Origin of the sequence: Acetivibrio cellulolyticus CD2, assembly GCF_000179595.2 — a bacterium.
In the GTDB taxonomy this organism is placed as follows: Bacteria; Bacillota; Clostridia; order Acetivibrionales; family Acetivibrionaceae; genus Acetivibrio; species Acetivibrio cellulolyticus.
This window is the reverse complement of record NZ_JH556658.1, coordinates 25,692-41,094: the sequence shown is the minus strand read 5'-3', so window position 1 is coordinate 41,094 and position 15,403 is coordinate 25,692. Positions and strand designations below refer to the sequence as shown.

General features: G+C 36.4%; 10 protein-coding genes. 1 reads left to right on the top strand and 9 read right to left on the bottom strand.

From position 1 onward, the window contains the following. Nucleotides 1-147: 147 nt before the first annotated feature. From ACECE_RS0216000 to ACECE_RS0215965, 8 genes are all read right to left on the bottom strand, one after another. Complete coding sequence (locus ACECE_RS0216000; protein ID WP_010249082.1) at nucleotides 148-1,674, bottom strand: YifB family Mg chelatase-like AAA ATPase; 1,527 nt, start codon at nucleotides 1,672-1,674, stop codon at nucleotides 148-150. Nucleotides 1,675-1,878: 204 nt separating this feature from the next. Further along, nucleotides 1,879-2,970 (bottom strand): GerAB/ArcD/ProY family transporter, encoded by a 1,092-nt coding sequence (locus tag ACECE_RS0215995; protein WP_010249081.1) that lies wholly within the window; start codon nucleotides 2,968-2,970, stop codon nucleotides 1,879-1,881. A gap of 43 nt (nucleotides 2,971-3,013) precedes the next feature. Continuing rightward, the gene (locus ACECE_RS0215990) at nucleotides 3,014-4,105 is read right to left on the bottom strand and encodes a GerAB/ArcD/ProY family transporter (RefSeq protein ID WP_010249080.1); all 1,092 of its coding nucleotides are present in this window, start codon (nucleotides 4,103-4,105) and stop codon (nucleotides 3,014-3,016) included. A 15-nt stretch (nucleotides 4,106-4,120) separates the two neighbouring features. Further along, nucleotides 4,121-4,321 carry a hypothetical protein gene (locus ACECE_RS0215985; RefSeq protein WP_010249079.1) on the bottom strand — a complete coding sequence of 67 codons (201 nt, stop codon included), beginning with the start codon at nucleotides 4,319-4,321 and terminating at the stop codon, nucleotides 4,121-4,123. Continuing rightward, nucleotides 4,318-5,499 carry a Ger(x)C family spore germination protein gene (locus ACECE_RS0215980; protein ID WP_010249077.1) on the bottom strand — a complete coding sequence of 394 codons (1,182 nt, stop codon included), beginning with the start codon at nucleotides 5,497-5,499 and terminating at the stop codon, nucleotides 4,318-4,320. The genes ACECE_RS0215985 and ACECE_RS0215980 overlap by 4 nt, the downstream gene beginning before the upstream one ends. Nucleotides 5,500-5,511: 12 nt before the next feature. Next, the gene (locus tag ACECE_RS0215975) at nucleotides 5,512-7,041 is read right to left on the bottom strand and encodes a spore germination protein (RefSeq protein WP_010249076.1); all 1,530 of its coding nucleotides are present in this window, start codon (nucleotides 7,039-7,041) and stop codon (nucleotides 5,512-5,514) included. Between the two features lie 220 nt (nucleotides 7,042-7,261). Continuing rightward, nucleotides 7,262-8,941, bottom strand: coding sequence for a glycoside hydrolase family 9 protein (locus tag ACECE_RS0215970; protein WP_010249075.1), 1,680 nt, complete (start codon nucleotides 8,939-8,941; stop codon nucleotides 7,262-7,264). Nucleotides 8,942-9,088: 147 nt separating this feature from the next. Further along, nucleotides 9,089-10,834 (bottom strand): tetratricopeptide repeat protein, encoded by a 1,746-nt coding sequence (locus tag ACECE_RS0215965; RefSeq protein ID WP_010249074.1) that lies wholly within the window; start codon nucleotides 10,832-10,834, stop codon nucleotides 9,089-9,091. A 232-nt stretch (nucleotides 10,835-11,066) separates the two neighbouring features. Here ACECE_RS0215965 and cdd point away from each other — a divergent pair, with 232 nt between their 5' ends. Next, the gene (cdd, locus tag ACECE_RS0215960) at nucleotides 11,067-11,456 is read left to right on the top strand and encodes a cytidine deaminase (protein WP_010249073.1); all 390 of its coding nucleotides are present in this window, start codon (nucleotides 11,067-11,069) and stop codon (nucleotides 11,454-11,456) included. Nucleotides 11,457-11,518: 62 nt separating this feature from the next. Here the strand turns inward: cdd and ACECE_RS0215955 are convergent, their stop codons facing one another. After that, nucleotides 11,519-15,385, bottom strand: coding sequence for a carbohydrate-binding protein (locus ACECE_RS0215955; protein ID WP_026073870.1), 3,867 nt, complete (start codon nucleotides 15,383-15,385; stop codon nucleotides 11,519-11,521). Nucleotides 15,386-15,403 lie beyond the last annotated feature (18 nt).

Sequence of the window (15,403 nt, the reverse complement as noted above, 5' to 3'; positions counted from 1 at the left end):
TTATTTCAGAAATCTTTACAGCGCAAATATAAATATAACAAATTATATAAATTATAACAACGATGAGAATTATTTTTTTTCATTGATTTTAGAATCAGGATAAAATTATAGTCTTTTTGGTGAAAAGCTGGTAGCATAATTGATTCCTTACATTTTTCTATCAAGACTTCTATACTGAATCGCCTCTAGCAAGTGTTCCTGACGGATTTGTTCACTCTCATCCATATCAGCAATAGTCCTTGCCACCTTAAGAATTCTATTATGCGCACGAGCACTTAAACCAAGCCTGTCAAATGCGCTCTTTAATATTTCCTTACACTTATCATCTAATTTACAGTACTTCTTTATTAACATAGGTGTCAGTTCTGCATTAGAATAAATATTCAATCCCTCATATCTTTTCTGCTGGATCCTTCTTGTTCTGTTTACCCTTTCCCTTATAACGCTTGATTTTTCACCCTGCTCCTGACTTTCAAGATCTTTATACTTAACTGAAGCCACTTCTATATGGATGTCTATTCGATCGAGTAAGGGGCCCGATAATTTACCAAGGTACTGCTGTATCTGTTTTGTGGTACATGTGCACTCCTTTGATTCGTCAAGATAATTCCCACACTTGCAAGGGTTTGCAGCACATATCAAAGTCGTCCTCGCAGGGTATGTAAAAGTGGCATTAATCCTCGAAATTGTGACGGCACCATCCTCTAGAGGCTGCCTTAATACCTCCAGTGCATCTTTATCAAATTCAGGAAGTTCATCTAAAAATAATACACCAAAATGTGCAAGGCTTATTTCACCGGGTTTAGGATACTTTCCCCCACCGATGAGGCTGACATTTGATATAGTGTGATGCGGTGCCCTGAATGGTCTTTGAGTAACAAGAGAAGTTTTCTCCGCCAAAGTTCCGGCAATACTGTGTATCTTGGTTACTTCTAGGGCTTCATCGAAAGTCATGGAAGGAAGAATAGTTGGCAATCTCTTTGCAATCATCGTTTTACCGCAGCCAGGGCTTCCAAGCATTAAACAGTTATGCCCCCCTGAGGCTGCAACCTCAAGAGCTCTTTTGGCATTTTCCTGCCCTTTCACATCTGCAAAATCTACATCATAATCTATATATGTTTCAAACAGTGCATTAATATCAATATTATGTATATCTATTCTGCGAACACTATTTAGGTGATTTACTACATCAACAATGTTTTTTGCCGGCAGCACATTGATTCCATTCACAACCGCTGCTTCATCTGCATTTTCAAGAGGAAGAATAATATTTTCTATTCCGCTTTGTTTTGCGCTAATTACCATAGGAAGCACACCCTTAACCGCTTTAATTTCTCCATCTAGTGAGAGCTCCCCCATAAAAGCATAACTTTCGATATTTCTATTACTGATTTGCTCAGTAGCAACCAATATTCCAATTGCAATTGGCAGGTCAAAAGCTGATCCTTCCTTTTTTTTATCTGCGGGAGCAAGATTGACTGTAATTCTTCTGATTGGAAATTCAAGACCTGCATTTTTTATAGCAGCACGGACACGTTCTTTGGACTCCTTTACTGCTGTATCTCCAAGCCCAACCATGTCAAAAGACGGGATACCGTTCGATATATCTGTTTCGACAATAACAACATATCCGTCAATCCCCATGAGACCAAAGCTCTTAACCTTTGATAGCATATGTCACGACCTTCCACATATTCTACATTTTATCGATACATATTAATTATACAAATATATCGGAACAAACAATAATATATATAAGCTGTATTTGGAATTTCCTGATTCATTATAAAGCATTTAATCATAAAAATGGCTACCGCGCTGTGCAAACAGCAGAAAATAGTATTACCGCAGCAAACTATAATATTTATGTATGCCTTACTATATCTTCCGCCTCACCTTACCCACCGAAAAAACTATACCAGGTATTATAAATCCGAAAAGAGTGCTTATCAGGGAAATAATATTGTATCCCAAAAACTGCACCTCAAATACATTCCTACCCGTCATTAATGCCAATAAGAATATAATAACCGAATAAATACCGGCAAGTGGTCTTATATCCGAGAGCTTGAATAATGACTTAAATACATTAAGTGCTGTAAATAATAAAATTGCTGACAATATAAAATCAGCCAATATCCACAAGCCTATTTCCGCCGCCTCTAGTCTCTCCAAAACCTGAAAGACAGATATCTGCTTTACTGCCGTAACATAGGGCACAGGTGATAATTCAAGTATAGATGCTCCAAGTAATCCTATGGCTACAACAAACATTAATATGGTTAATAAAGTCAACGACAGAAGTGTTAGGGTACAGGCCTTTTTGATCTTTTCCTTGTTATTGATATAATTACTAAATAGAAATATTAAAGGTAAATATGACCATACTCCAAGTATTTCAATATTTGCTTTAAATGCAGGGTAAATATCCAAATAACTTATGGGTGTAAGCCTGCTTATATTTATGTCTTTTAATGCCAGAACTAATATAAATAAAAAAATCGAAACCAAAAGCATGAATATAATTTCACTTATTCTAGCTATAACCACAATGCCGCCCTTTCTAGTAATAAAAGCTGCAGTAAAAAGAACTATAGCAATAAATATCATTATATTCTGATTAGGATATACAGTAGCCACAAGTTTATCTGCATTAATATATGAAGTTGTACTAAACAGAAAAGTCAGAAATACAGCATAAAAGACTGTGACAATTTTTCCTGCTGCCGAGCCCAGAATATCTTCCATTACCTCTGTAAATGACTGGTTTTCATGTTTTTTGTAAATGCTGTGCAGCATAAGTACTATAGGAATAACAATAACAAAAGATATTATTGGAGAGATCCAGGCTGCCTGCTTAGCAATTTCTACACCAGAAAAAGCAACAAACCTCATAGTAGGCGAATAAGTTACGCATAATAGAATAATCATTGCCTGTCTGATTGATATTTTCTCCTTTGAAGCCAGCATACCAACATCCTTCCCTAATGTATTTTAGCGACGGCGAACAGCCTTATACCTTCTTTCTGATCATTCCCACCACCAAGACCAAAACAGGCATTATAAACCCGAAAAAAATACTCAACGGCACAATCATACTAAACCCTAAGGCTTGCACTTCAAATGTATTCCTCCCAAACATCATTACCATAAAGAATAAAATTACTGAGTATATGCCGATAAGAGGTTTTGTATCCGAAAGCTTGAATAATGACTTAAGTAAATTTAATACTATAAATATCAATATTGATATCCCTATAAAGTCGGAAAAGAGCCACAAACTTAACACAACAGCTTCTAGTCTCTCTAAAAACCCAAAGGCGGATATCTGCTTTACCATCGTTATATAAGGCACAGGTGATAATTCAATTGTAGATGCTCCAAGTATTCCAATGCCTGTAACTAATAGAAGCACAGTTAAAAATGTTGATAACAAAATTGTTACGCTGCATACCTTTTTAATTTTTTCCTTATTGTTAATATAATTACTAAACAAAAACATATAAATTAATAGCGACCAATTGCTCATTATTATAAGATTTGCTTTAAACGCCGGGAAAATATCCAAATAGCTTATAGGGGTAATATTGCTTATTTTTACATCTTTTAAGCTCAGGATAGCTAAAAACAAAAAAACAAATGCAGTAATCGGTGTTAATATTTCACACATTCTTGCCAGAACGGAAATCCCGCTTTTTCTGCTGATAAAAGCTACAACAAATAACATTACCGCGACAAATACCAATTGGTTAGATTGTGTATATGCAGTAGAAACAAACTTATCAGCATAATTATATATAACTATACCCAATTGAAATGTCTGAAATATAATATAAAGAGCTGTAATAGTTTTTCCTGCTACTGTACCGAAAACATCTTCAATCACCTCCATAAAAGACGCCTCTTTATATTTTTTATAAATTCTGTGTAAGATAAATATTACAGGAATAACAAAAAATAGAGTTATTATTGGAGCCAGCCATGCTGCCTGTTTTGCCTCTTTTGCACCGGCAACAAGGCTAAATCTCAAGGTAGGTGAATAAGCTATGGCAAGAAAAATAACCATTGCCTGTCTGATTGATATTTTATCCTTTGAAGCAAGCATAAACTCTCTCCCTCTTTAGTGCTTTATTCCAAGTATACTTAAAACGCTGTCTGAAATACTGATTCCATAGGGATTTTTGCTGTAAATCCACGCCAGGCTCAAGGCTATTATGTCAAAAGTTATAAACAACACCATCTCTTTTTTTAATTTGCTCTTAATCATTATTCTTATTTCATATATACTTATTGCAGCAATTAATACAACGTAAAATATCACTTTGTTTTTTCCTCCCAATACCGTATAGGCTGTTGAATGTTGTACACCCTGCTTATTTTTGATTCTACCTCAACTTCTATTTTGAGTTCCGGAAATATTTCATTCCAGTTATCCTTTATACGCTCCCATTTGACAGGGTGCTGGTGAAATATTTTATCCCCGAATCCGAAGATATCTACGTTGTTTTCTTTTGCAAAAGTTATAACACTCTCCAGCTCATCTTTAATGATATCGTTCTGCTGCTTTTCCAGCTGCATTAAGGACTGTTTATCAAAAACGTCGACCTGTCCTTCAAGTTCTCCAATATTGCTTTCTACTGAAACCTTGACTTTAATAGATGGAATATCGTCTTTTATGCTTGTTTTGATATTTACATCCTGTCCAATAACTTCAAGGGAAATATTATTTTCTTTCTTGTCCTTTACAACAATTATGGTGCTTTTTACATCGCCATTTATCCAATTCAGTCCTCTGGCTTCTTTATCTGTTATAAAATCCAAAAGTTTTTTTCCCTTGAAAATAGCAAATCCATCAAGAGACAAATGATCTTCACTTTCATGACTTCCAATTTCTTCTGTATTTTTTATAAGGCTGATACATGGAAGATATGCTGAAGAATACTTGCTGTTTAATCTCTCAATGAATTCCGAAAGCAGAATTTCTCTTGATACAGAAAGTTTTCCGGCATTGTCGAATAAACTGGCTATTTTTTTATGAGTAACACCTGTGCCAGTTAATTCCAATAAATTGCTCGCACTTTGATTACGGGCAACAGCAACAGTTGTGTTTAACCTGTTTTCATGATTTCTTATAAAAAAATCAAGATACTTTAAAACATCCTCCTTAGCTGCCTTTTCACCAAGTAAAATATATTTAGCATGTCCCCAGAAAATATCTCTCTCTGCATAGAGTGAAAAGTTCCTGTCCGCATCAAATATAGTTTTACCCTCGGCATGTAATTTCAAGGCTTTTTTCTGAGTTTCTCCCTTTCCTGTAGTTGGTAAACTGCTTTCAGATTCAACTGTAATTTTTACCCCGCTTTCAGTATCTGGCTTATCCAATGCAACAGCCCTTACAAATATTAATTTGTCTATCTCAGTTTGCTGTATACATGATGTAAACATCATGGGAAAAACGCATATTAAAATTATTAACAAACTAATCTTTTTTTTGTCCATAAAATATTCACCCTACTTTTGACGCCTTTCATTAGGTATTCTTAAGATGTATGGCCTCTTTTTCAATAATCTTAAGGGGATTCTTATTATACTGTCTCCAAGATCCCTGCCTTCACTTGCCACATAAGGCGAGAGATAAGGTACTCCAAATGTCTCTATAGATGCGAGATGGTATATTAAAAATACCGCCCCTATGCTTATTCCGAAAATGCCCATCATACTGCTTGTGATAGCCATAACAAATCTCCACAACCTGAGCGCATTGGAAAAGTCCTGATTTGGCATTGTAAAACTGGAAATTGCCGTAATTGCTATTACAACTACAACTGCCGGTGAAATGAGCTTGGCATTAACCGCTGCTTCTCCAACCACCAATGCGCCCACTATTGAAACAGCCTGACCAATAGTTTTGGGAAGTCTTAGTCCTGCTTCCAGTAAAATTTCAAAAGCTATGAGCATCAGAAATACCTCAATAAAAGAAGGGTACGGAACGCCCTCTTTAGACGATGCTATAGTTTGGGCTAACTCAGAAGGTATCATTTCCTGATGGAAGGTTGTAACAGCGATATAGAAGCCGGGTAAGAAAACAGTAAGAAGCATGGTTAAATATCTCAAAAGTCTTAAAGCTGAAACAACAAAATAGTTCTGGGAGTAATCATCCATAGTCCTTAATAACTGTTGTACTGTTACCGGAGCAATATATGCAGTTGGTAATCCGTCAATAATGATGCCGACCCTTCCCTCCAATATAGCAGTACAGAATCTGTCCGGTCTTTCTGTAGCACCAACTAAGGGAAAGGCAGTATATTTGTTATCAATGATATATTCCTCTACAAATCCTGCTTCAATAACTCCATCTATTTCAATATTGTCAATCCTGCGTTTTACCTCATCAACAAGATGACTGTTTGCTATTCCATCTATATATATAATACCTATTTGAGTTTCTGTCTGCCTTCCAACTTTTGTTTGTTCTACAACCAATTTCTGAGTTTTTATTTTCCTTCTTACAGTTGCGGTATTAATTCTTAATGCTTCTACAAAAGCATCCTTTGCACCCTTAACTATATTCTCACTAGTAGGTTCAGTAATACCTCTCTTCTCAAAGCCTTTAACAGCAAATGTCAATGCAGTTTTCTCACTATCGAAAATTAAAGCGCAGCCGGCATTTAACATGTCATTCAAAGTGTCATTGATGTTGTCCCTGACCTTCATATCAGGGAAATATACAGCACCGTGTTTAATCAGGTCTATTGTATCCTTGTTGTTTTTTGCTTCACACAATTTACTGTTTTCTATCAAAGGCCTGAGAATATCATCGGCTATACCTTTACTATCAACCAGACCATCAATAAATACCAGTGTTACAGGACGCTTATTATCGCCGCAAATAAAAACATCCCTGAATATTGCATCAGAGTTCTTTTTTAAGATTGACTTTATATTAGCACCGATCAATTCCATGTCTTTGTTGTGGGGTATTTCGGAATAAATGACCTCATTATTTTTTGCAGATTTTTTCCGGAATATTTTTCTTAACACATTATCACCTCGCTCCTATTATTTCCTTTTTGGTAAATAATATGTATATAATGTTTATCTCCATGGCTTACTGACAGAGATAGTTCAAAACTTTATACGGAAGTAAATGGTTACTAACGTTGTTTTGTATAGAAAGCTCTCTTTAAAACTTTACATACAAAAAACAGCCATAAAGGAATACATATCCCTTCATGGCTGTTAAACTTAGTTATTGCTCTAATTATTCCACAGGAAACTTTGGAATTATTGCAAGAAGCCTTTGTCTCATAAGTCCAAAGTCAATGGAGTTTACTTTATTATCACCATTAACATCTCCAGCTTCACGATTAAACCCTGCATCTGGTAAACCACTAATGCAAAGCAAATCCATTCTCATGAGTCCAAAATCTATAGAATTAAAACTGCCATCAGAATTCACATCACCAACTACGTATGAAGATGCTGTAGGTGTTGGTGTAGGATCAATAGTAGGTGTTTTTGTTGCTGTAGGAATTGAAAGATTTCCATAATGCTTGGCTACACCTGCCAAAGCTCCTACAAATCCTGCATTATAGTCAAGAGCGACCTCAGTGTACTGATATTCAACTACACTATCAAGGAAATTGTCACTATCATCAGGACCACCTATCAAAGCTCCAAGTAAAACATACTTTGCAGGTGTTGTATTCGCATTATTGGCATAACCCTGTCCACCTTGAGCTGCCCTATGATGAGGGTGTTGTGACCATTTGCTTCCCATTCCTACTACGTAGGACATATTTGCAGGGTTATCTCCTAAAATGTAATCAATCTGAGATTTTGCAAGATCAAGATATTTCTGATCAGGGTTCTGCTTATAATAGATAGTTGCAACCATTGAAGCAGCTGCAGCATACCTCAAACATCCCCAATAATGAAGGAATTTCAGCCCGCCTGGAGTTGTTGCCAGAGTATTCATCCAGTAATTCAAATTGAATTCTACTGCACCCTTATATGTTGAATCCCCTGTAAGCTCTGAAAGCTTAACAAACACAGGAATGTACATATCATCCCAACACATGGTCCATTTATGCGCAAGAGGGTTATCTCCATTTTCATTCCTATTTTTGATAAATGTCTTTGCATCATCGAGATAAGAGCTTTGACCTGTTGCGATATTCAACCAGACGGCTCCCCATGCCAAATCATCATAAATACTGATTGACCTGTAGAAATACTGTCCGTCTCCAGCTCCTTTATTTGATGTGCCCATTGAATAGAGTTCTTTTGCCACTTTAAGACACTCATTTGCATATGTAGAGTCTACATCTTTGTAATTGAGATACATAAGTGCAAGAGCAGCTGCAGTTTCTCCTAATATATCACTTGCAGCTTTGCTTGAGTTTGCTACACACTTAGCAGGTCTGGAACCCGTCTGAAGTTCCGGGGATCCCCAATACTGATGGTCAAGTTCTCCATCTCCTACCTGATAGTAAAATGTATTTGCATCAGTGTGACTCTTTAAAAAGTAATCGGTAAAATACTTCAACTGCTGAAGCATTTTGGTTTTGTTGCCTGATGCGTCGAATACATCCTCAAACTCGTATAAAGACCATCCAAGCACTGAAGCTGAATATGCCTGAGGTAAACCGAATTTTACATGATCTCCAGCATCATGGTAACCACCGGTCAAATCTGCACCCACATCGCTTCCATCCGATGTATGGCATGCACTCCTCCAGGAAAAAACATTGTTTGTTGCAACATCTTTACCACATTTATTGGCGTCGTAGAAACCGATTGCATTCTTAAGCCCCGTCGAGTAGTCATATCCTGCTGCCGAAACACTTCCAACAGATGTAGTAATAATAGATGTTGTTAACATTGCAATACAAGAAAACAGAGTAACAACTTTCTTGATATTTTTATTTACAGTACCCATACTCTTCCCCTTTCTAAAACAAAGAAATTTTGTTTATATTACAAAAGCTAAATCACCCTTTCTACTTGCCCCCAATCTATTCCCCCCTCTGTTTAATTTGGGTGAAATCTGCTTTCATTAAATCTATTCTATAAAAAGTTTATATGTTTAAAAGTCTATACCTTTATAGATGTCTTCAAGCCGTCTTGGCTTTTTCTTCTTTTTTGTAATGACTATCGTTGTAATTACTGCAATTAGCGCTAAAAGCACGAATATAGCAAAGATGATTCCAACTCTTCTGGTATTAATTTTCATTGAAACCCTCGATCTATTTTCTGTTTCTGTTTTGTCGTTAGGCTTTAACTCCAAACTCTTATCAAAAGCCAGTAATGCCTCATCGAGTCTACCTGTATTTTCCAGTGCCAGACCTTTATTAGAATATATCCTGAAATCCGCAACTTTTAATTCAATAGCTTTATTGCAGCACTCAATAGCCTCATTATACTTTAAAAGACCTAAGAGAGCACCGCTTTTATTAATGTATGACTCATAATGCGCAGGATCAATTTCAATTGCTTTTTCACTGTATTCGAGCGACTCAGTAAATTTTTTCAATCCAATCAATGCACATGCCTTATTTGTATATATGGCAGACAAAGTATCTGGATCTTTTGGATCAAACTCAAATGCCTTTTCAAGATTCTTAAGCGCCTCTTCATACTTCCTTTTTCCATTTAGTGCCAAACCCATGTTTGAATATGCCTGCGCACAAAGCTTATCGTCTTTAGGGCAAATCTCTATTGCCTTTTTGCATGCCTCTATTGCTTCATCATACCTTTCAAGCTTGCCCAATGAGTAGGATTTTGGAATAAAAGCAGCACCAGCCTGAGAATCAATTTGAATAGCTTTATCGCATGCTGTTATGGACTCCTCATACTTACCTAATTGACCTAACGCATTGCCTTTATTTAAATACGCATTAGCGGCTTGAGGATTAAACTCAATTGCTTTTTCTGCTGTTAAAATAGCCTCTTCATATTTTTTAAGAGCACATAGCGCACCTGATTTATTTGTAAAAATACCGGACTGGTTATTAGGATTTTTAGGAACATCTAATTGCTCTGCTTTATTACAACACTCAATTGATTCTTCATATTTTTCATCATTTAATAGAAAATAAGCTTTATTTATATATGCTTGAACAGAGTTAAGGTTGATCTCAATGATTTTATCGCACATTTTAACCGCTTCTGCATAATTCTTATCGTAATTATACGCAAAACTCATAGCTATATATGCATCTGTATTGGTACCATCGAGTTCTAGCGCTTTATTGCTTGCAGTAAAGGCTTCTGCAATTCTGCCAAGGTAAGCAAACGCATTCCCCTTATTTGAGTATGCCAAAGAAAGGATCTTCTTATCTCTAATCTTCATGACAATCAGCTTATCAGATATATCAACCACTTCATCATAACGTTTCAAATTTAACAAAATATAACCCTTTAGAATATAAGCTTCTGAATCTTTTCGATATCGCTCTATATATTTGCTGACAGTATCAAGGGCATCAGCAAGTTTATGAGCTTCCACTAAACATGCCCCTTTATTGAAATATGCCTCTTTAAAATCAGAATCCAAATCAATTACACGATCATATAGCTCTATTGCTTCATTATATTTTCCCAAATTAGAAAGACATACCGCCTTATTGTAGTAAAATTCCGGAACATCATCATCAATCTTAATAGCTCTATCATAGTTTTTTATTGCTTCATCATATTTTCCAGAATTCAAAAGAAAATTTCCTTCCTGAAAATAATCCCTGGATGAAACTGCAAACGATACAAAAGATAGAGTAGAAATTGAAATAAAAACAAAACACATCGATATAAATACTCTAAGTGTACTTTTCATTCTTTTAGCTCCTTAAAACCTAATTGTACTATCAAAGTTAATTATACCATAAGCCGAAATTAATAATCAACCAATAACACGGACCTTCGAATTTACACTATATTTTATCTCTTTGGATAAATAAGCATATTGATTTTTTTGGAATGTGGTATAATAAAAGCTATCCTTTGTTAAATTAAGGTTAAGGAAAAGCACTAAGTAAGTATACACTTTTTCAGGAGGATTAATTACTATGGATTATGAAAATTTGGTTAAGCTAGCAAACGATATCAAAAAAAATGCATACGCTCCATATTCCAACTTTCATGTCGGAGCCGCACTAATAGGTAATTCGGGCAAAGTGTACACTGGTGTAAATATCGAGAACTCCTCCTACGGAGCAACTATCTGCGCCGAGCGAACCGCCATCTGCAAAGCCATTTCTGAAGGCGAAAAAAGCATAAAAGCTATTGCAATTGCAAGCGATTCCGAAGACTATACTTTTCCTTGCGGTATATGCAGACAGGTTATATTGGAATTTGCCGATAAAGACCTTGTGATACTTTGCAGCAATAACAATGGTAAATATAAAGTATTCAGTCTTAATGATTTCTTACCGAACGCATTTGTTTTTGAGAAGTAAAATAACATTCAAAAAGGAGCGTCGCTCTACATTAGCGACACTCCTTTTTAGTATTATAAACTCTACTTTCTAAGAACCGACTCATTTGAGAATGCAAGTCTTTGAAGCGAAATCGGATCGTATACCTCCGTCTTGCCTATCACTTCCATACCGCCCTGAGTATTAGCGTTCTTAAGCATAACACTCAGCTTGATTTTCTGATTTGCATCGGTAAAGACTACATTATCCATTTTTATCTTTAAATATAATACATCCTTTGCATCAGAAACATAGTTCTGTGAAACAACCACCAATCCTGGAGTATTAACTGATGTATCAAGCACAACACCGTTAAATACCGACTCTGGATCAATGTAACTGCCATTTCTCTTAAATTTAAGGTTCAATTCGTAAGTTTCCGGTCTTAAGTCATTATCGATTTCTTCAGGTGCATTTAGCACTATATCAAATGTGCTATTGTTATTCTGGTTCCTGACGTTCGACATAACAGGTTTTGGAACTCTCAGGTTATTTAACCTGTATGTAGTTTCAACAGAATCACGAGGATTTAATACTCCATACTCTGAAGCTTTTAAAGTAAACTCATAGTATCTTATGTCTGCAGTCTTTATGTTAAACTTATAAGTTATTACTTCAGTCTGGTTCGGCTTCAACACTATTTTATTCGGATACCCTTTTGCATCAATGCTCTTTATCCATGGATACTGTTCCTTATATTTTGAGAAATCCGTTGTGCTTGTAAGGTCCCAAAGTTTTGCATCACAAGCTGACTTAAGTTCATATGTCTGAGTTTTTGCTCCGTAATTTGTGACAGTAGCCTCAACAGCATACGCATTGCTTCCATCCCATGAATTAGCAGTAGTCTCGTCAAAGCTGACACCTATCTTAGACATCCATCCAATCAGGTTGTAACAGAATTTATAATCTTCTACTGCCTTACCGCCACCACGGTTCACAAACTTTGAAATTCCGCACCCAATATCACTTGTTGTGATTACAATTCTTCCTTCAGGTCCATTCTCGTTTTTTACAGTTCTTGTAACAATATTCGGGCGCTTCAGTCCTGTTTGCGGATCTTCTATATTCAATAAAACAGTATCAGTCGGCAATATGCCTGAAAGGTAACGATTATCATCATTTAACCACTCTTCACCATCACCCAGCATTGATATCTCACTGTTTTTATTGATAAGGCCCGGAGCATAAACACGAGTTGTTTTTTCACGGTCTATTGTATAAATATTGTCAAACAGAGGATGCATTTCTCCATTCTCATCAAGCACTGGTACTTGAGGATACTTATAGTTATTGCCTGGATTTAACGAGACAAAACCCACCTCATCGGTAAAACCGTCTCCAGCCTTAATCTCTAAACCGCGGCAATTTTCCCACCATAGCTGGCCACCTGCATTTAAAAAAGCTTTTACCTTATCCTGTACATCTGTTGGATAAGTAATACTACCATGAGAAGTCTGGAATAAAACGTCATAGTCCTTTGCAATTTTTTCAGGAGTAAGGCTATCATCATTTATAGATACCTCCCAATATTTATAGAACTTGGACTTCTTCATATTTTCCTTATCGCCAACAACTCCGGTACCTGTCATGTCAGCTTCAAGATCAGTCTGAGCTTTTGCAACACTTCTCAAATCCTTGAAATAGTTGCAGAAATCACTGTAGCTCTTATTGTCTATTCCCTTTATTTCTGATGAACTGTACTGCATGACATCTTTAAATTCACTTTTATTAAATACTGGAGGATGAGGGTTTACAAGTACCCAATCCATAGGTTTGTTTATATTCCTGTCTAAAAGCTCCATTATGGAGAAGTCAGGATTCGGATCATTAACATCAATGTTGTTTATAGTATCCCTTGCCGGTGCCGGAAGAATCAGTATACCAACATTGACATTTCTTTTCTTAGCAGTTATTCTCGGTACTGCCAAAACTTCATCGTCCTGAGGTTTTATGAAGTTATTTTTATCAAGTTTTAATGCGTTATAGATAAAGGCAGCTGCCTCTCCTCTTGTAACAGGGTTCTTAGGACTGAGGTTTCCATATTGGTCGCCTTTCATCAAGTTATTTTCCAGAGCAAGCTCTATAAAATATCTGAAACTATCAGTAACCTTGGAAGCATCAGTTTTCTTGTAGTTATTTAATTTTGCTGATGATTCGAGTTCCGGATCCAGGGCAAATACTTTTCCATCTTCGTTATAATCCAGCCTTCTTGTGCCGATTATAGCCATTGCAAATTCTTCACGTCTCACCTTCTTGCTCTCTTCATACTGTTTAGCACTATATGCAGCTTTTGTATTAACATCATACCTTAACATCTTTTCTTTATAGAAATAATTGTAATAGGCACTCATATAGTGATAAGCCCAATAATCAGGTGCTATATCCGATAGTTTTCTATATCTTTCAGGAATAAAGTCGCTGTCATTCTCAGCTATAGACCTCTTCATAACACCAAAAAGCATATATGCCGCATGTTCCCCGATAATGTGGTCACCAGGCTTATATTGGTCGGTTCCCTTACCGAAAATAACTCCCTGACTTGCAAGTTCCATTACAGGTATATAAAACCAATCCTTAATTTTTACATCATTAAAAGCCTTTGAATATGTAACTTTATTTATCTCAATTCCAGCAACCGTGGCAATACCGCTTTTTGCTTTACACTCAATAGATAGCTTGCCATCAGTGAGAACTTTTACAAGATATGGACCGCTCTTAGCCCAATCTTTGTCTGACTTTTCCATATCAATTGTATCCATAGTTGCTCCATTTGCAACCAGATCAAATACTTGCTTATTCTGTTTTTGATACTCTGCCGTATATAGATAAACCTCATACAGGCTATTTTTATCCAGTGAAAAGTTCAAATTAACACTATACCCTCTTAAATTGGAAGAAAGGAGTGTTCCCAAATCCTGGTCAACAGCTCCCAAACTCTGTTGCTCTGAATCAAATGCAAACCAATCAACTTTTGATACCAATGATCCGCTTATGTACAAGTCATGGATACCAGTCACGCTACCTCTAACCGAGTCCTCATAAATTGCATCAGTACCATCTGTAGTAATTGAAGCAATAGTGTCACCTGCTGGACTGTCAAGTCTAACATCTATCGTTCCACTAGCGCCTTTTAAAACGTGCGCTTTAAACTTGTCCAAACTATCAGACTCTCCAAAATGCACTTGTTTGTATAAATAATAATCACTGCTTGCTTCATCATAGCTTTTTGCTTTAATTGGATCAAAAGGGCCCTTTAAGAAGCGGAACCAATTGATATTATACATTCCGGTTCTTTCCCCAACACATCCCAAATACAAACGGTGTAAGCCTTCCACACTTTTTTCAAGTTCGCAGAAAACGTCCTGGTAAACCTGCCACCCACCTGTTCTCTCGACTTTAACCTTTCCTATAACTTCACCTGATGGTGAGTCAAGCCTGAACTCAATATATCCACCTTCAGTGTCGCTTGATACTCTAGCCATAAAACCTCTGGTTCCTCTGGCAAAGTAAACATTTTCATAAGCTGCATAGTCCCCATTATCAATATAGGCCAAATTTTCGGTTCCATTTGTATCAGGACAACTCTCAATCACCAATCCATGGTTTTCCACCAAAGATTCAGCTTCAATTTTTGACAATGCCTTTACTGCTGAACTTGGAATCACTTCTGACGATGGACCTCCAACAGATGTTAAAAGGTTCTTCACGGCATTTTGACTTTTGAAATTCACCCCATCAACAGTTATATCCTGTGCCCCCCCCAAGTTCACAGAAACAACCGGCGATACTTTCTTTGTACAATACGATTGAACCGTTTCAGTAAGAGCAAAGGATTCTGTTGTGTAGCTCATAACCAAAAACGCTGATGCTGAAATTAAAGCTGTTACTCTCCTAAAATTTAATCTCTTCATACTATCTCCTCCCTTGAT